The sequence below is a fragment of the Sphingobium sp. DC-2 genome (assembly GCF_000722555.1).
In the GTDB taxonomy this organism is placed as follows: Bacteria; Pseudomonadota; Alphaproteobacteria; order Sphingomonadales; family Sphingomonadaceae; genus Sphingobium; species Sphingobium quisquiliarum.
Map to the genome: position 1 here is coordinate 234,169 of NZ_JNAC01000165.1, position 17,587 is coordinate 251,755.

The following is a 17,587-nucleotide window of genomic DNA, read 5'->3' on the forward strand; positions in this document are numbered from 1 at the left end:
TTTTTGATGATCCCCGGCGCTGCTGCTGTCTGGAAAAGCCTTCCAGCCGCGCAGCGCCGGATGATCCTGATCCTGATCGCCGCCATCGCCGTGGCTAATATTGATCAGCCTTTTCCCGAACTCGCGCCGCTACAGCATGGGCCGACCCTTGCCCTTGCCCTCGCGGCCCCATGGCTGCTGCGTCGATGGCCATTGTCCAATGGCGCAGTTGCGTGCGTTCTGGCGTTCCTCCTTCTCCACACCTTGGGCGGGCGCTACATCTATTCCTACGTGCCTTATGATGATTGGGCGCGAGCGATTAGCGGGCATGACCTGTCAAGCAGCCTAGGCTGGCGGCGCAACGGCTATGACCGGCTCGTCCATTTCGCTTTCGGCGCGCTGCTGACGGCGCCCATCGCTCAGGCCGCATATCGCCATGGAGCCATGCGCCGCCGCTGGAGCCTGTGCTTCGCCTTCGTTACCGTGGGCTTCGTCGGTGCTGCCTATGAGATATTCGAATGGCTGCTGACGATCATCGCCGCCGGGGAAACCGCAGACTGGTATAATGGCCAGCAGGGCGACATATGGGACCCGCAAAAGGATCTGCTGGCGGCTCAAGCCGGCGCGGCGCTGGCGTTGCTGCTTCCCGTCGTGCGCCGTATCGGGCAGGCGCAAAGTCCCGTCCTGATCAATCCCAATCATCCCGGAGGCCCAAGCCGATGACCGACCTGAACTTCGAAAAGCGCGAGATTGAAGGGCTGGGCGGCGTTCCCATCGCCGTCCATATCGCGGGCGAGGGGCGGGACCTGGTGCTGATCCACGGCTATTTTTCCAACGCCTACACCAATTGGGTTCGCTATGGACATGCAGCGAAGCTGGTGGAGGCTGGCTTTCGCCTCATCCTGCCCGACCTGCGCGGGCATGGTGAAAGCGGAAAGCCGCATGATGCAGCCGCCTATCCGCCCGATGCGCTGACGGAAGACAATCTGGCGGTGGTGGCTCAACTTGGCCTCACCGATTATGATCTGGGCGGCTATTCGCTGGGCGCGCGGACGACGGTGCGGATGCTCGCCCATGGCGCAACGCCGCGCCGCGTGATCCTGGCGGGCATGGGGCTGCGGGGGCTGGTCAATACGCTCGACAAGGGCGGCTATTACCGCAACGTCCTGACGAACCTCGGCAGTTTCGAGCGGGGCACGTCGGAATGGATGACGGAGGCTTTCCTCAAGACGACGAAGGGTGATCCCGTCGCCATGCTCCACATCCTCGACACGTTCGTCGATACGCCCGCCGAAACGATCAGCAGCTTCACCCAGCTCACGGAAGTCATTTGCGGCGCTGACGATCAGGACAATGGCGTGGCGCAGGAACTGGCCGATATCCTGCCCAACGGCCGCTATGTGGAAGTGCCCGGCAATCACATGAACGCTGTGACTCGCAAGGAACTGGGGCAGGCGATGGTTGATTTTCTGACGGCCTGATGCCCCCTGCCTTGACGGGAGGGCGCCGCATTTACCGGAATGGCGGCTCGTTGAAGGCGCGCAGCTTGCGGCTGTGGAGCTTGGGGCCTTCCTTCCGCAGCAGTTCGCATGTCATCAGCCCGACGCGAAGATGCCCGGCGATCGCCTCTTCATAGAAGCGGTTCGCCTGTCCGGGCAGCTTCAATTCGCCATGGATCGGCTTGTCCGACACGCAGAGCAAGGTTCCGTAAGGCACGCGAAACCGGTATCCTTGCGCGGCGATCGTCGCCGACTCCATGTCGATGCCCACCGCGCGCGAAAGGCTGAAGCGCAGCGCTGAACTGGAGTAGCGCAACTCCCAATTGCGGTCGTCCGTGGTGACGACAGTGCCCGTGCGAAGGCGGCGCTTGAAATCCTCCTCGCTGCTTCCGCCCAGCACCGCCTCCGCCGCCTTGGCGAGGGCAACCTGCACTTCCGCGATGGCGGGCACGGGGATTTCGGGCGGCAGCATGTCGTCCAGCACCTTGTCATCGCGCAGATAGGCGTGGGCCAGCACATAGTCGCCGATGCGCTGGCTGGGCCGCAGCCCGCCGCAATGCCCGATCATCAGCCATGCTTCGGGGCGGAGCACGGCCAAATGGTCGCAGATCGTCTTGGCATTGGCGGGGCCGACGCCGATATTGACCAGCGTGATGCCGCTGCGATTGGGGGCGATCAGGTGATAGGCGGGCATCTGATGTCTGCGCCACGCGCTGTCGGCGATCATCTGTGCCGGGTCGGCCGTCTCACGCGTCACATAGACGCCGCCCGCGCCGGAAAGAGCCGTATAGCTGCTGTCGGCCCGCTGCAATTCGCGGCACGCCCAGTCCACGAACTCGTCGACATATCGGTGATAGTTGGTGAACAGTATGTAGCGTTGCACATGCTCGGGCGGCGTGCCGGTATAATGTTTGAGGCGCGCCAGCGAAAAATCGGTGCGCAGGCCATCGAACAGGGCAAGCGGCCGCTGACCATTGGCATCGGGCATGAACAGGCCGTCAGCGATCTCGTCCCCGATCTCCGCCAGTTCGGTCGCGGGGAAATGACGCGCCAACTCGGTCGGCGGTATGCCGTCCAGCGCCGTGACATCGAGCCCGTCGAGAACATAGGGAAAGGGGATGGGCTGGCCGCTGACCGCCGTTTCGACATCCACCCCATAGTCGCGGACCAGCAAGTCGATCTGTTCGGCCAGATAATCGCCGAACATCTCCGGCCGCGTGACGGTGGTCACATAAAGGCCGGGCTTCGACAGGCGGGCGAAAGACCGGCCGGGCGGCGGCGCGTCCGTCTCCGCCTTATGGATGATGCGCAGTTCGGGATAGCAAAAGCGCCTGTCCTGCCGCGCTTCAGGCGGAGGAATGCTGCCGTCGAGCGCATAGGCCTGCATCGCCTCGCGCAGATTTTCGATGGAGGCCTGGTAAAGCTGCTCAAGTTGCGCGACGGTCGCGCTGCCGATGCTTTTCGTCATCGATCCTTGCTACCGCAGATGGATGACCGAAGGAAGTCAGCCGCGCCAGGACTGCCCCGGCGCGGCCATGATGATCAAAGCTGGCCGAGCAGATGGCCGGCGGAGGAGAGCTTGAAATCGCCCGGTTCCTCGACGTTCAGTTCAGTCACGACGCCGTCCTTGACGATCATGGAAAAGCGCTGGCCGCGCGTGCCCAGCCCGAACTTGCTGCCATCCATGGTCAGGCCGACAGCTCTGGCGAAATCGCCATTGCCATCCGCGAGCATCGTCACCTTGCCGCCAGCACCGGCGGCCTTGCCCCATGCGTCCATGACGAACACGTCATTGACGGCGGTGCAGGCAATCTCGTCAACGCCTTTCTGCTTCAATTCTTCGGCCTTCTCGACAAAGCCGGGCAGGTGCCGCGCCGAACAGGTAGGCGTGAAAGCGCCGGGCACGGAGAACAGGGCGACCGTGCGGCCAGCGAAAAATTCGTCCGAAGACAGTTGCTGCGGGCCGTCCCCGGTCATTATGGTGAAATTGACGCTGGGAACGCGGTCCCCCTTGGCGATGGTCATGATCTCTATCCTCGCATGTGAGGGCCGCGAGGTTGTGGCTCGCGCGGCTCCTGTCAAGGGAAGCGGAACGTGCCGCGCCGCCTTTTCCCGGCGATGGGCGCCATTGGAAAAGATACGAAGCGGCGTATATTCGCATGATGAACCAGTCTCGTTCCTATGTAGGTCAGTTTCTGCTCGCGCTTCCGGGCATGGAGGACATGCGTTTCGATCATTCGGTGGTCGCGATCTGCGTCCATGATGAAAGCGGGGCGCTGGGCATCGCCGTCAGTGACGAGATTGACGGCGTCGGCCTCCACGACCTGCTGGAAAGCTTCGACATCGATCCCGCCAATGTACCTGACGTTCCGGTTCTGCGCGGCGGGCCGGTGGAGCCGCGACGGGGCTTTGTGCTCCACTCGCTCGACTGGCAGGAACATGACATGGTGCAGGTCGGGCCCGATTGGGGCCTGTCAGGATCGCTTGAGATATTGAAGGCCATTGCCGAAGGCCGGGGACCAAGCCGCTACATCGTCGCGCTCGGCTATGCCGGTTGGGGCGCGGGACAGCTTGATCAGGAGATGACGGGCGAAAGCTGGTTTCCCGCCGAATGCACTGCGGAGCTTTTGTTCGACGTGCCGGCGGACCGCAAATGGGCGGCGGCCTATGCGGCGGCCGGAGTCGACGCCTCCCATCTGGTCAGCGGCGCGGGTTCGGCGTGAAAAATCAGCCTGCCGCTGCCGGTTGATGTTCGATACGACAACGAAACGACAGCCGTGCGCAACGCTTGTTGCTGTATCGTAACTGAACCGATAGCGGTAAAAGCCCGCTAACCCACTTCATTGACATAGCCGCAAGCGGCGGCGCGCACCCTCTCCGTCACAATGGGAGGGGGTTTTTGTCGATGAAGAAAATTCTGACGGCGGTGATTGCCGCGGTGATGCCGTTTGCGCCAGCCACGGCGGCAACATGCTGGAAAACGACTGCGGTCGAGGCGGCTCAGATCCGCGATTTCGAAATGATGCTGATGGTGTCGGCGTTGCGGTGCCGCGCGACCGGAAACAACTTCCTTGCGTCCTACAATGAGTTCATCCGGGACAAGCGCGATGCGCTGACGCAGGTGAATGACGAACTGCGGGAGCATTTCCGGTCGGTTGCCGGGCCGGTGGGTGCGTTGGGAGCCTATGACAACTACGTCACCGCGCTCGCCAACGTCTATGGCGCAGGGGCGGACGGGCTTGCCTGTCGCGATCTCCAGTCGATCACCGATGCCGCCAACGCGCTGCCCGCGACACGCGCGGCGTTGCTGGAACTGTCGGACGCGGCGGGGATCACGCCGCATCTGTCCGGCCCGCGCTGCGACGTGGTCCTGGCTGTCGCCAAGGGCGATCAGCGGGACGGTGAACAGGCGCGGCAGGCCCCCGTCACGGTCGCGGCGCGTGGCCCTGCCGACTAACACATAAAGAAAACTTTATATCGAAGTTGCCTTCATCGGCGGCGGTTGGTAAAGCGCAGCCATCGCCGCCGTTCGGCTTTTCCTGAGCGGCTCCGGCACATTCTAAACCGATGGAGACACGCTCGTGGCCACCGCACCCGCCACCCAGGCGCAGGACTATGTGATCGCCGATATCAACCTTGCCGCGTTCGGCCGCAAGGAAATTGAGATCGCCGAAACCGAAATGCCCGGCCTCATGGCGCTGCGCGACGAGTTCGGCGCTGCCAAGCCGCTCAAGGGCGCGCGCATTACCGGATCGCTGCACATGACGATCCAGACCGCCGTGCTGATCGAAACGCTGGCCGAACTGGGCGCTGAAATCCGCTGGGCCTCGTGCAACATCTTCTCGACCCAGGACCATGCCGCCGCCGCAATCGCCGCGCGCGGCATTCCGGTCTTCGCCGTGAAGGGCGAGACGCTGGAGGAATATTGGGACTATGTCATCCGCATCTTCGACTGGGGTGACACCACCTGCAACATGATCCTGGACGATGGCGGCGACGCCACCATGTTCGCCCTGTGGGGCGCGCGTGTCGAGGCGGGGGAGGAACTCTTCACCCCCGGTAACGAGGAAGAGGAAATCTTCGTCGCTACGCTCAAGCGCTTCCTCGCCGAGCGTCCGGGCTACCTCACCAAGACGGTCGCCGCGATCAAGGGCGTGTCGGAAGAAACCACCACTGGCGTCCATCGCCTTTATGAGCTGGCAAAGAAGGGCAAGCTGCCTTTCCCGGCGATCAACGTGAACGACAGCGTCACCAAGTCGAAGTTCGACAATCTCTATGGCTGCAAGGAATCGCTGGTCGACGCCATCCGCCGCGCCACCGACGTGATGCTGGCGGGCAAGGTCGCCTGCGTCGCTGGCTTCGGCGATGTCGGCAAGGGATCGGCGGCGTCGCTGCGCAACGGCGGCGCGCGCGTGCTGGTCACTGAAATCGACCCGATCTGCGCCTTGCAGGCGGCGATGGAAGGCTATGAAGTCGTGACGATGGAGGAAGCGGCGACCCGTGCCGACATCTTCGTCACCGCCACCGGCAATGAAGACGTCATCACCGTCGAGCATATGCGCGCGATGAAGAATATGGCGATCGTCTGCAACATCGGCCACTTCGACAGCGAGATCCAGATCGCTGGCCTCAACAATATGAAGTGGACCGAAATCAAGCCGCAGGTCGATGAAGTCGAATTCGCCGATGGCAAGAAGATCATCGTTCTGGCCAAGGGCCGCCTGGTGAACCTGGGCTGCGCCACTGGCCACCCCAGCTTCGTCATGTCCTCCAGCTTCACCAACCAGGTGCTGGCGCAGATCGAACTGTGGACCAAGTCGGACGAATATAAGAACGACGTCTATGTCCTGCCTAAGCATCTGGACGAGAAGGTCGCGGCCCTTCACCTGGAAAAGCTGGGCGTGAAGCTGTCCAAGCTGACGCCGAAGCAGGCCGCTTATATCGGCGTCACGCCGGAAGGTCCGTTCAAGCCGGATCACTACCGCTACTGATCGAACAGCAAGGGGAGGCGAAAGTCTCCCCTTTTTGCATCTGGGGCCAAGCGCGGCTTTTTTCCTCCATCGCCATGCCGAAACAAGTGAGGCGTGACGCAGGCAGGCAAGCCCTTGCGCTCATCACCGATATTTCTTCCATCTGCCCGCTTCACGCTGCTGCCGACTTGGGTTAGTCCCCTGATAATCATGCAAGGGGGCGGGCAGTTCGTGATGAGGGGTGAGCAGGCGCGATGACGTCATTGACCCCCTTTGCGGCGGTTATACTCGGGATTGTCCTGGCCGGCTGGCTCGCCGCCGCCATTTGGGCGCTCTCCACTGGCCAGCGCATGCGGCGCGAAGGGATGCAGGCGCAGGGCAGGCTTGACCGGCTCACCAGCCTGCTTGCCTCCGCCCCCGCCGCTCCCGTCATCATCCATCCTGACGGCCGTCTGGAAGCGGCGGACCGCCTCGCCAAATGGCTGGGGAAGGGCCGTGTGCCCTCCTTCGTCTCCGAACTGACGGCGCCTGATGGAGGGCTGGAGCAAGCCGACGCCGCCGCCCTGGCGCAGGAGATCGCCGCCACGCAGCGCGCCGGGCGCAGCTTCGCGCTGCCGGTCCGGGGAGAGGGATCGTCCCGCCTGCTGCTGGTGCGCGGCGCGCCCGCGGGTCCGGTGCTGGCGGAAAGCGGCGGGGTGGTCCTGTGGATCTTCGACGCGACCGACAGCCAGTCCGAAATCCAGTCGCTCAAGGCGCGGGTCGAACAGTTACGCGACGCCCTTGAAGCGCTGGCGGGACTGGTGGAGGCAGCGCCCTTCCCGATGTGGCACCGCACCCCCGACATGCGCCTCAGCCTTGTGAACGCGGCCTATGTGCGGGCGGTGGACGGAGAGAGCGCGGGTGAGGTGATCGCCAGCGGGGCCGAACTTGTCGAAACCATTGGAGGACTGACGCCGCAGGCCGCTGCGGAACAGGCGTTGAGCGAAAACCGTCCGGTCGAGCGCATCGTCCCGGCGACCATAGACGGCGAGCGGCGGACCATGCGCGTGGTGGACGTGCCGTTGGGTGACGCGGGCGTTGCCGGCTTTGCCATGGATCAGAATGAGCTGGAACAGGCGCGGGTCGAGCATCGCAGGCTGGAAGCGGCGCAGCGCGACCTGCTTGACCGCTTGTCGGCGGGCGTGGCGCGGTTCGGCCCGGATCGCACGCTGCGTTTCTGGAACCAGCCCTTTATGAGCCTGTTCGGGCTGGATCAGGACCATCTGGCCGACCAGCCCGTGTTCGAACGCGTGCTCGACCGCATGCGGGAAACCCGCCGCCTGCCGGAACATCGCGACTTCCCCGCATGGCGGGCGGAGCGGCGGGGCTGGTTCCTTTCGCCCGATCCGCTGGAGGAAAACTGGCTGCTGGCCGACGGCACGCATCTGCGCGTCTATGCCCAGCCGCTGCCCGATGGCGGCCTGCTGCTGATCTTCGAAGACCGGACGGAGCAGGTCCAGCTATCGAGCGCGCGCGACACGCTGCTGCGGGTGCGCACGGCGACCTTCGACAATCTGTTCGAATCGATCGGCGTCTTTTCCTCCGATGGCCGCCTGTCCCTGTGGAACAGCCGTTTCCGTACCATCTGGGACATTTCGGAAGATGTGCTGGCGAAGCACCCCCGCATCGATGAACTGATGCGCGCGGTCCAGTCCCGCCTGGCCAAGCCGCAACAGGCCAATCTCGTCCGCGAACTGGTGCGCGCCGCGACTGTGGAGCGAAAGCAGCGCGTCGGCCATGTCGGTTTTGCCGACGGGCGCATCTTCGAATTCGCCGCCATCCCGCTGCCGGACGGCAATGCGCTTTTCACCATGCTGGACGTGACCGACAGCCGCCGGGTCGAACAGGTGCTGCGCGACCGCAACGAAGCGCTGGAGCATGCCGATCGAGTCAAGACCGCCTTCGTCACCAATATGAGCTATGAACTGCGCACGCCGCTCACCACCATCGCCGGTTTCGCCGAGATGATGAGTGCGGGCTATGCCGGTGAGTTGGGCGATTCCGCCAAGGAATATGTCGACGGCATCTTGCAGAGCACGAACCGGCTGGCGATGCTGATCGACAATGTGCTGGACCTGACGCAGGGCGAGGCGGGGACGCTGCCCATCGACCGCAGTCCCGTCGACCTCGCGGAACTGGCACGCGAAAGCCTGGCGCGGGTCAAGGGCGACGCCTTGGCCAAGGGGATCGACCTTGCTTTGTCACTGCAAGGCTCGCTGGGGACGGTGCAGGGTGACCGGCGCAGGATCGGCCAGGCGCTCGATCATCTGCTGGAAAATGCCGTCTGCTATAGCGGCCGGGGCGCGCGTGTGCTGCTGCATGGGGATGGCACTGCCGACAGCGCCCGGCTGGTCGTGTCCGACAATGGGCCGGGCATCAGCCTTCAGCGGCAGGCGACGATATTCGACGCCGCCGCGCGCGCTGAACAGGCGCGCAGTGGGGAAAAGGCGGGCATCGGCCTGCCGCTCGCCAAGCAATTTGCCGAGGCGCATGGCGGCAGCCTGCAACTTGTGTCGGAACCGGGGCAGGGCACCATGGCCGTGATCGATCTGCCCCGTGGCTGACGCGGCGATCCTGCTGGCGGATGAAGCCGAAATGCTCGCGTTGGGCAGCCGCCTCGCCGCCGTTGCCGGAATCGGCGACGTCATTGCACTGGAGGGTGGGCTGGGCGCGGGCAAGACGACGCTCGCGCGCGGCATATTGGAAGGGCTGGGCCTGGAGGGGGAAGCGCCGAGCCCCAGCTTCGCGATCGTCCAGCCCTATGACGTGCCAGAGGTGCGCTTGCCCGTCGCGCATGTCGACCTCTACCGCCTCGACACGCCGGGAGAGGTGGAGGAACTGGCTCTGGACGACTACCGGATGGACAGCCTGCTGATCGTCGAATGGCCGGATAGGCTTGGCGAAGATGCCTGGCCCGATGCGCTGCGGCTCCACATCGGCATCGAACCCGATGGCGCTAGGCGCTTGACAGCGTGCGTGCCGGACGCTTGGACGGAGCGATGGTCGCAGATATGATCCCGCCCGCCGATGCTCCTGCTTTCCTCGCGCGCGCGGGGTGGGAGCATGCGGCGATCCTGCCGCTTGCAGGCGACGCTTCCTTTCGCCGCTATTTCCGGGTGGTGGACGGCGCGCGGCGGGCCGTGCTGATGGATGCGCCGCCCCCGCATGAGGACCCGCGCCCCTTCATCTCCGTCGCGGAGCATCTCCAGACGCAGGGGTTCGCCGCGCCTCGCATCCTGGCGCGGGACCTTGCGCAGGGTCTGGTGCTGATAGAGGATTTCGGCGACCTGCGCCTCAAGGAACATCTGGAGGACGCGCCCGCCGATGAAGCCGGGGTCTATACTCGCGCGGTGGATCTGCTCGCCGACCTTCACCGCCTGCCCGCCGCCAGCAGCCTGCCACCCTATGACCGCGCCGTCTATCAGCGCGAAGCAGCCCTGCTGACGGAATGGTATTGCCCCGCCATAGGCCTGTCCGCCGATGCCGAAGGCTACGCCCGCGCATGGGATGCCGTGCTGCCCATAGTGGAACAGTCCGCTAGTCCCCCCGTCACCGTGCTGCGCGATTATCATGCCGAAAATATCATGTTGATCGACCGGCCGGAGGCGCGCGGGCTGGGCCTGCTCGACTTTCAGGATGCGCTGGCGGGGCACCCCGCCTATGACCTCGTGTCGCTGTTGCAGGATGCCCGGCGCGACGTTTCCCCCGCGCTGGAGGCAGCGATGCTGGATCATTATCGCGCGATCGCCCAGCCGCCCGCCGATTTCGACGCCGCCTATGCGGTGCTCGGCGCGCAGCGCAACGCGAAGATCATCGGCATCTTTACCCGCTTGTGGAAACGCGATGGCAAGCCGCGTTACCTGTCCTTCCTTCCCCGCATGTGGGGGCTGCTGGAACGGGACCTTGCTCACCCGGCGCTCGCTCCGGTGGCGGATTGGTTTGCCGCCAATATCCCGGCGGACAAGCGCCATGATGCGCTGAAGGACCAAGTGCCCGCATGATCGACACGGCGATGCTGATGGCGGCCGGGCTCGGCAAGCGGATGCGCCCGCTGACGGCGACTCGTCCCAAGCCCCTGGTGAAGGTGGCGGGCAAGGCGCTGATGGACCATGCCATCGATCGTCTGGCGGCGGGCGGCATCAGGAAAGTGGTGGTCAATGTCCACTATCTGGCCGACACGGTCGAAGCGCATCTGCGGGCCGACCGCCACGGGATAGAGCTTCTGGTGTCCGACGAACGGCAAAAGCTGCTGGAAACGGGTGGCGGCCTCATGCATGCACGTGAATTGCTGGGGGATCAGCCCTTCTTCTGCGCCAACAGCGACAATCTGTGGGTAGACGGCGCGCAGGAAACGCTGGGCATGATGCGGCGCATCTGGGACCCGGACCGGATGGACGCGCTGCTGCTGCTCGTGCCGCTGGCCCGCGCCCATTGCCACAACGGGCAGGGCGACTTTCATATGTCCCCCTGCGGCCAGCTCAGCCGCCGGAAGACCGCGCATGTCGCGCCGTTCGTCTTCACCGGGGTGCAGATCATGTCGCCCAGACTGCTGGTCGATCCGCCGTCCGACGTATTTTCCACCAACATCTTCTGGAACCGGGCGATCGAGGCCGGGCGTCTCTATGGCGTATCGCATCAGGGGCTCTGGTTCGACGTAGGCACCCCGCGCGCCATCCCCGTGGTGGAGGCCATGCTCGCTCATGGGTGAGCGCAGCCGCCCAGCCCTGTTCAACATCCCCGCCCATCGCGCCTTTTCGGATGCGCTGGCGGCCGGCATCCTCGCCCAGCATGGCGGCGACGTCCTGCGCCTTGCCCAGGGCATGATCCTGCTGCCCAGCAACCGCGCGGTCCGGGCGGTCAGCGACGCATTCGTGCGCAAATCGGGCGGCGGATTGCTGCTGCCGCGCCTTGTGGCGATCGGCGATCCCGGCCTTGGCGAGCAGGTTGGCGGCGCGCTCGATCCGCTGGGCGAGGGGGACGCCATTCCTCCCGCCATCGCTCCCGTGCGGCGGCAGATGATCCTCGCCCGCATGGTGCAGCAAAGCGCCAGCCAGCCGATCGACGCAGGGCAGGCGTTGAAGCTGGGGCAGGCGCTGGGCACCGTGCTGGACCAGATGCAGGTGGAGCGCGTGCCCGTCGCCGCGCTTGCCAGCCTGTCGCTGACCGAGGAACTGTCCGCTCACTGGCAAAGGTCGCTGGACCTCTTTTCCATCCTCATCAGGCGCTGGCCCGAGGAACTTGCGCGGCTGGGCGTGATCGACCTGGCCGACCGCCGCAACCGCCTGTTCGACCGGATAGCGGCACGGTGGAGCAGCGAGCCGCCGCCCGGATTCGTGATCGCGGCGGGCATATCGACGACAGCGCCCGCCGTCGCCAGCCTGCTCCGCCGCATCGCCGTCATGCCGCAGGGCAGCGTCGTTTTTGCCGGTCTGGATCAGGAGATGGATGCTCAGGCCTGGGACGCGATCGGCCCGTTCGATCCCGATCCGCTGACAGGCCGCGCGCCCGCTGGCCATGAAAGCCATCCCCAATATGCGCTGAAGCTGCTGCTAGACCGCATGAGCGCGACACGCGACGATGTGGCGGCATGGCGCTGGGGAAGCGAGCATGATGCGCGCGCGGTGCGCAGCCGGAACATCTCCAACGCCATGCTGCCGCCTCGCCTGACGAGCCGCTGGCGAGACCTGAAATCCGCCGACCGGTCACTGTCCGGCGTGGAAGCGCTGGAGGTCGCCACTCCCGGCGAAGAGGCGCAGGCGATCGCGATCGCCCTGCGCGAAGCATTGGAGGAACCCGGCCGCACCGCTGCGCTCGTGACGCCCGACCGGCAGTTGGCGACCCGCGTGTCGGCGCATCTGGCGCGCTGGGGGATAGAGGCGGACGATTCGGCGGGCCTGCCTCTGTCACGCTTGCCGCCCGGAACATTGCTGATCGCCATGGCCGAAGCGGTGGCGGAGCGGTTTGCCCCGGTCGCCCTGCTGACCCTGCTCAAGCATCCGCTGGTGATGCGCGGGGAGCCGCGCGTGGCCTGGCTGGAGGGGGTCCGATCGCTGGACCTGCTGCTGCGCGGCCCCCGGCCTCCCGCCGGTTTGCAGGGCATCGACCTGCTGCTCGATCCGCGCGACGGGGAGGACAGGCAGGCAGCGTTGCGCGCATCGGCGCGGGCGTGGTGGCCGCAGGCGCGCGCCTTGCTGGAGCCGCTGGAGCGTGCCTTTTCGGGCAGCCCGGCGCTGGCGCAGCAGTTCGCGGCCATTCGCGAGCAGGCGGGGGCGCTCACGCTCGATGCCATATGGGCCGGGCATCAGGGCCATGCCGCCGCTGAACTTTTCGCCGAAATAGAGGCATCGGCGGAGGAAGGGCCGCGTCAGGCGGATGTCCGCGCGCTTCCCGCCCTGTTCGACCATATGCTTGGCGGTGTCGCAGTGCGGCCGCCGCAGGGGGGGCATCCCCGCATCGCCATATTGGGCCTGATCGAGGCGCAGCTCGTTCAGGCCGACCTCATGATATTGGGCGGCCTCAATGAAGGCGTCTGGCCCGGCCTGCCCGCGCCTGACCCCTGGCTTGCCCCCCGCATAAGGCGGGAGCTTGGCCTTCCCGGCCTTGAAAGCCGCATCGGCCTTGCCGCGCACGACTTTGCGAGCGGGCTGGGCGCGCCGCATGTGTTGATCACGCGGGCGAGGCGCGGGTCCGGCGGACCGGCGATCGCTTCGCGCTTCTGGCTACGGTTGAAGGCGATGGCGGGGCCGCATTGGAAGCAGGCGGATCGCTATGCGGCTCTGGCGCAAGCGCTTGACCGTCCCTCCGGCCACCGTCCGGCCAGCCGCCCCGCGCCGGTGCCTCCCGCATCGGTCCGCCCCAAACTCATCCCCGTTACTGATGTCGACCGCCTCAAGGCCGACCCTTATGCCTTCTATGCCAGGCGCATCCTGCGTCTCGCCCGGCTCGATCCCGTCGATGCGGACGCTGGTCCCGCCTGGCGCGGCACGGCGGTGCATGAAATCCTGCAACATTGGGCGGAGTCAGCCGCTCGCGATCCGGCTGACCTGGAAAGGCGCGCCCGCGCGATGTTCGACCGGCCCGATGTGCATCCGCTGCTGAAAGCATTATGGCAGCCCCGCTTGATCGAGGCGATCCGCTGGATCGCGGCGGAGGTGATGGCTGACAAGGCCGCCGGACGCACCATATTGGCGGTGGAGGCGGACGGCCGGGCGGATGTCGCTGGCGTGACGCTGACGGGCAAGGCGGACCGCATCGACCGCATGCCCGACGGGTCGCTCGGCATCGTCGACTATAAGACCGGAAAGCCCCCCAGCGCCCGGCAGGTGCGGGCGGGATATGCGCTCCAGCTTGGGCTCCTTGGCCTGATAGCGGAACAGGGCGGCTTTCCCGGCGTCGACGCGCCACTAAAGGCAGGCAGTTTCGAATATTGGTCGCTCGCGAAGAAGAATGATGCGTTCGGCTATCGCGACAGTCCCGTCGACCCGCTGGGCAAGCGGGACAAGATCGTGACGGCGGATTTCACCGATTGGGTTCACGCCCAGTTCGAGCAGGTAGCCGCCGCCTATCTGACCGCCAGCGCCCCCTTCGACGCGCAGGTGAACCCGGAAGTCGCCAGCTATGGCGATTATGACCAGCTGATGCGGCTGGAGGAATGGTATGGCCGCGACGATGGCTAGGAAGGCCACCCCCTTGCAGAAGCTGCTGGGCGATCAGGCGCGCGCGTCGCAGCCGGACGCCCATGTCTGGCTGTCGGCCTCGGCGGGGACGGGCAAGACCCATGTGCTGACCGCCCGCGTCTTCCGCCTGCTGCTCCAGGGCGTCCGGCCGGAAAACATCCTCTGCCTCACCTTTACGAAGGCGGGGGCGGCGGAAATGGCCGATCGCATCCATGATCGTCTGGCAGCCTGGGTTCAGATGGATGAAAAGGGGCTGTTCGAGGATCTGGAGGCGCTGGGCGAGGAATCCGGCCCCGATGCGCGCGACCGGGCGCGGCGGCTCTTTGCGGAAGTGCTGGAATCGACGGGCGGCGGCCTTCGCATCCAGACCATTCATGGCTTTTGCCAGCAACTGCTGACCACCTTTCCGCTTGAGGCCGATCTACCCCCCGGCTTCCGTCCGCTCGACCAGCGGGAGCAGGCCGCCCTTGCCCGGCAAACGCTGGCGGACATGGCTGTCCGAGCGCAGGAGCAGGGCGATGGGGCGCTCATCGGCGCGCTTCAAGCTCTCAGCCTCAGGCTGGGGGAAGGGGGCGCGGAGCAATTCCTGCTGCGCTGCGCATCGCAGCTGGATGCGCTTGAGCAGATGCCGCCGGACATTACGGCATGGCTGCACCGGGAACTTGGCCTGCCCGAAGGAGACATGGCGGAATATATTGCGGAACAATGCGGCGACGCGCTGTTCGACATGAGCACGCTGGCATGGATCGCCAAAGCTAACGCGGATTGGGGGAAGGACCGGGCGCTGGAGCGCTGCGACCGTATCGCCAAATGGCGCGCGCTCGACGCCGCCGGACGCGCGGAGAAGCTGGCGGAACTTCATCTCGCCTGGTGCAAGTCTGACGGCTCCATCCTTTCGGCCAAGGGCTGGGTCCCGCCCGTCGACGGCTATGCCGAAGCCTCCGCGAAACTGCATGGCCGCTGCGCCGAGCTTCTGGGCCTTCAGGCGTTCGCCGCCTATGCCGACCTGCTGGGCCAGGCGCTCCAGGCCGGGCGCGCCTATGCCCGCGCCTATGCGGAGGCCAAGGCGCTGGCGGGCGCGGTCGATTTTAACGACCTCATCGCCCGCACCGCTTCGCTGCTGGGGCAACCTGGCATAGCCGACTGGATACGCTACAAGCTCGATCAGCGCATCGACCATATCATGGTGGACGAAGCGCAGGATACGAATTCTGCGCAATGGAGGATCGTACGGTCCATTGCGGAGGAATTTTTCACGAGCGAGTGGGAAGTCAGCGAAAAGGTGCGGACCATCTTCGCGGTGGGAGATTTCAAGCAGGCGATCTTTGGTTTCCAAGGAACAAGCCCGCAGAATTTTGCAGCGGCGCAGATACTGTTTGAGCGTGATGCGAAGCAGGCCGAGCACCCCTTCCACGACCTTTCGCTGGAACGCAGCTTCCGCTCCACCCCCGCCGTGCTCGAAGTAGTGGACCAGACGATTGCCACCCTCAGCGCCGAAAGGTTGGGGCTACCCTCCGGCGCGGTGCGGCATGTCAGCGCCAATCGCTTTCCGGGCGAAGTGCTGTTGTGGAAGCCCATCGTCGCGGGCCTGTCCGACGAAGCCCAAGGCGAAGAGGATTGGGCCGCCGATCAGGAGCGAGTGCTGGCCCAGACCATCGCGCGGCAGATCCGCCAATGGATCGACGACGGCATGATGCTGGAAAGCAGGGGCCGCCCCGTCACCGCTGGCGACATCATGATCCTGGTCCGCCGCCGCAGCGAACTGGCGCGGCTGATCGTCGCGCGCCTCTATGAGGAAGGGGTGGCGGTCGCCGGGATCGACCGGCTGCGGCTGAACGCGCCGCTGGCGGTGCGCGACCTGCTAGCCGCGCTGCGTTTTGCCGTGCAGCCGGAGGATGACCTGAACCTCGCATCGCTGCTGGTCTCGCCGCTGATCGGCTGGTCGCAGGATCAGTTGATGACGCGCCTCGCCGGGCGGCGCACAGGGCTGTGGCGTCACCTGACGGCGACGCTGGACGAGGCCGAACTGGCGCCGCTCCGCACCCTGCTGGCGCGGGCCGACTTCACCACGCCTTACCGCTATCTGGAGGCGATCCTGTCCGGCCCGGCGCAGGGCCGCCAGCAGCTGGTCGAGCGGCTGGGCGCGGAAGCGCTCGATCCGATCGAGGAACTGCTGAACGCTGCCCTGACATTCGAGACCGATGATCATCCGTCGCTGCAACGCTTCATCGACTGGTTCGACCGGGGAGAGGTGGAGATCGTCCGCGACGCGGCGGCGCAGACGGACTCGCTGCGCCTGCTGACGGTGCATGGGGCCAAGGGGTTGCAGGCGCCGGTCGTGATCCTGGCCGACGCCTGCCTTGACCCCGATGCAGGCACGCGCACCGACTCGCTCGAATGGAACGGCATCCCGATCATCGCGCCGCGCAAGCCTGAGCGGCAGGGCCCCATAGGTGAAGCACTGGAGCAGGCGCGCGCGGCTGAACGGGAGGAGCATTGGCGCCTGCTCTACGTCGCCCTGACCCGCGCGGAGGAGAAGCTGGCCGTCGCCGGTTCGCTTGGCCCCCGCGCGAAGGGCGCGCCGCAGCCGGAAAGCTGGTTCACGGCGGTCGAAAATGCGATGGCGGCGCTGGGCGCGGAATGGGATGCGGACCCGCTGTGGGGCGCGCGGCGGAGTTGGCGCGGGACGGAAGCCTTGCCGCCGCGCCGCACGGAACAGGCCGCCGCTGCCGAACCCGCCGCCCATCCCGAACCGGCATGGCTGCGGCAACCCGCCCCGGCGGAATCGCGCCCGCCTCGTCCCCTCGCGCCGTCAGCACAGGTCGAGGATGACGTTCCCTATCCTCCGCCGACGCCCGCCATGCGCCAGGCGGCCGAGCGCGGCCGGTGGCTCCATGCCTTGTTCGAGCGTCTGCCCGGTATCGCGCCCGATCAGCGGCACGCGCGCGCTGACAGCTGGTTGCAGCAGCAGGGGCTTGCCGACCCCGCATCCAGGCAGGAAGTGATCGTTCAGGCGTTGCGCGTGATCGATCATCCGCAATTCTCCGCCCTGTTCGCGCCGGGAGCGCTGGCCGAAGCGCCCGTTGTCGCTGTCGTCGGCGAAATGGTGATCGCGGGCACTGTCGACCGGCTGTGCGTTAGCGATGACCGGGTGCAACTGGTGGATTTCAAGACCGGGCGCGTGGCCCCCATGTCCGCCGGGGAAGTGCCTGTCGCGCATGTGCGGCAGATGGCCGCCTATGCCGCCGCGCTGGAGGTGATCTTTCCCGGCCGGCAAGTGGAAGCCGCCTTGCTCTATACCAGCGCGCCGCGCCTGATCCCGCTTTCGCCCGATCTGCTCGCGCCTCACAAGCCCGGCTTTGTAGCCGCGCAGGAGAATTTGCCCTATTCGACCGTTGAGACGGATGCGTTGCGGCCTTAGATA

13 protein-coding genes are annotated in these 17,587 nt (G+C 65.9%); 11 read left to right on the forward strand and 2 right to left on the reverse strand.

Annotated features, from left to right (window positions below; all coding sequences use genetic code 11):
• Nucleotides 1-6 precede the first annotated feature (6 nt).
• Nucleotides 7-702, forward strand: a complete 696-nt coding sequence (locus ET21_RS0125115; protein ID WP_030541827.1) for a DUF2238 domain-containing protein — start codon at nt 7-9, stop codon at nt 700-702.
• Nucleotides 699-1,460, forward strand: coding sequence for an alpha/beta fold hydrolase (locus ET21_RS0125120; RefSeq protein WP_021236593.1), 762 nt, complete (start codon nt 699-701; stop codon nt 1,458-1,460). Before ET21_RS0125115 ends, ET21_RS0125120 begins: the two co-directional genes overlap by 4 nt.
• 31 nt (nt 1,461-1,491) lie before the next feature.
• On the opposite strand, the gene ET21_RS0125125 is transcribed toward ET21_RS0125120, so the two are convergent.
• Together ET21_RS0125125 and ET21_RS0125130 are read right to left on the reverse strand one after the other, a co-directional pair.
• Nucleotides 1,492-2,946 carry an AMP nucleosidase gene (locus ET21_RS0125125; protein WP_021236594.1) on the reverse strand — a complete coding sequence of 485 codons (1,455 nt, stop codon included), beginning with the start codon at nt 2,944-2,946 and terminating at the stop codon, nt 1,492-1,494.
• Between the two features lie 74 nt (nt 2,947-3,020).
• The gene (locus tag ET21_RS0125130; RefSeq protein ID WP_030541828.1) at nt 3,021-3,503 is read right to left on the reverse strand and encodes a peroxiredoxin; all 483 of its coding nucleotides are present in this window, start codon (nt 3,501-3,503) and stop codon (nt 3,021-3,023) included.
• Nucleotides 3,504-3,640: 137 nt separating this feature from the next.
• Here ET21_RS0125130 and ET21_RS0125135 point away from each other — a divergent pair, with 137 nt between their 5' ends.
• The 9 genes from ET21_RS0125135 to addA all read left to right on the forward strand — a co-directional run bounded on the left by ET21_RS0125135 (nt 3,641) and on the right by addA (nt 17,584).
• Entirely contained in the window at nt 3,641-4,201 is a 561-nt protein-coding gene (locus tag ET21_RS0125135) for a YqgE/AlgH family protein (protein WP_030541829.1), read from the forward strand.
• 182 nt (nt 4,202-4,383) lie between these two features.
• Nucleotides 4,384-4,935 (forward strand): hypothetical protein, encoded by a 552-nt coding sequence (locus ET21_RS0125140; protein ID WP_030541830.1) that lies wholly within the window; start codon nt 4,384-4,386, stop codon nt 4,933-4,935.
• A 124-nt stretch (nt 4,936-5,059) separates the two neighbouring features.
• Complete coding sequence (ahcY, locus tag ET21_RS0125145; RefSeq protein WP_021236598.1) at nt 5,060-6,469, forward strand: adenosylhomocysteinase; 1,410 nt, start codon at nt 5,060-5,062, stop codon at nt 6,467-6,469.
• Between the two features lie 233 nt (nt 6,470-6,702).
• Nucleotides 6,703-9,051 (forward strand): PAS domain-containing sensor histidine kinase, encoded by a 2,349-nt coding sequence (locus ET21_RS0125150; RefSeq protein ID WP_030541831.1) that lies wholly within the window; start codon nt 6,703-6,705, stop codon nt 9,049-9,051.
• Complete coding sequence (gene tsaE, locus ET21_RS0125155; protein ID WP_021236600.1) at nt 9,044-9,502, forward strand: tRNA (adenosine(37)-N6)-threonylcarbamoyltransferase complex ATPase subunit type 1 TsaE; 459 nt, start codon at nt 9,044-9,046, stop codon at nt 9,500-9,502. Before ET21_RS0125150 ends, tsaE begins: the two co-directional genes overlap by 8 nt.
• Nucleotides 9,499-10,488, forward strand: a complete 990-nt coding sequence (locus ET21_RS0125160; RefSeq protein ID WP_030541832.1) for an aminoglycoside phosphotransferase family protein — start codon at nt 9,499-9,501, stop codon at nt 10,486-10,488. Before tsaE ends, ET21_RS0125160 begins: the two co-directional genes overlap by 4 nt.
• Nucleotides 10,485-11,195: a nucleotidyltransferase family protein gene (locus ET21_RS0125165; protein WP_021236602.1), complete on the forward strand. Its 711-nt coding sequence runs from the start codon at nt 10,485-10,487 to the stop codon at nt 11,193-11,195. Before ET21_RS0125160 ends, ET21_RS0125165 begins: the two co-directional genes overlap by 4 nt.
• Nucleotides 11,188-14,163, forward strand: a complete 2,976-nt coding sequence (addB, locus tag ET21_RS0125170; RefSeq protein ID WP_030541833.1) for a double-strand break repair protein AddB — start codon at nt 11,188-11,190, stop codon at nt 14,161-14,163. Before ET21_RS0125165 ends, addB begins: the two co-directional genes overlap by 8 nt.
• Nucleotides 14,144-17,584, forward strand: coding sequence for a double-strand break repair helicase AddA (gene addA / locus ET21_RS0125175; RefSeq protein WP_030541834.1), 3,441 nt, complete (start codon nt 14,144-14,146; stop codon nt 17,582-17,584). The genes addB and addA overlap by 20 nt, the downstream gene beginning before the upstream one ends.
• The last annotated feature ends 3 nt before the right edge of the window (nt 17,585-17,587 follow it).

Bases quoted from the DNA above. Each gene is read 5' to 3' on its own strand.
- ET21_RS0125120 (WP_021236593.1), top strand. From the start codon at position 699: ATGACCGACCTGAACTTCGAAAAGCGCGAGATTGAAGGGCTGGGCGGC.
- ET21_RS0125160 (WP_030541832.1), top strand. From the start codon at position 9,499: ATGATCCCGCCCGCCGATGCTCCTGCTTTCCTCGCGCGCGCGGGGTGG.
- ET21_RS0125130 (WP_030541828.1), bottom strand. From the start codon at position 3,503: ATGACCATCGCCAAGGGGGACCGCGTTCCCAGCGTCAATTTCACCATA.
- ET21_RS0125165 (WP_021236602.1), top strand. From the start codon at position 10,485: ATGATCGACACGGCGATGCTGATGGCGGCCGGGCTCGGCAAGCGGATG.
- ET21_RS0125135 (WP_030541829.1), top strand. From the start codon at position 3,641: ATGAACCAGTCTCGTTCCTATGTAGGTCAGTTTCTGCTCGCGCTTCCG.
- ET21_RS0125140 (WP_030541830.1), top strand. From the start codon at position 4,384: ATGAAGAAAATTCTGACGGCGGTGATTGCCGCGGTGATGCCGTTTGCG.
- ET21_RS0125125 (WP_021236594.1), bottom strand. From the start codon at position 2,946: ATGACGAAAAGCATCGGCAGCGCGACCGTCGCGCAACTTGAGCAGCTT.
- ET21_RS0125150 (WP_030541831.1), top strand. From the start codon at position 6,703: ATGACGTCATTGACCCCCTTTGCGGCGGTTATACTCGGGATTGTCCTG.
- ET21_RS0125115 (WP_030541827.1), top strand. From the start codon at position 7: ATGATCCCCGGCGCTGCTGCTGTCTGGAAAAGCCTTCCAGCCGCGCAG.
- addB (WP_030541833.1), top strand. From the start codon at position 11,188: ATGGGTGAGCGCAGCCGCCCAGCCCTGTTCAACATCCCCGCCCATCGC.
- addA (WP_030541834.1), top strand. From the start codon at position 14,144: ATGGCCGCGACGATGGCTAGGAAGGCCACCCCCTTGCAGAAGCTGCTG.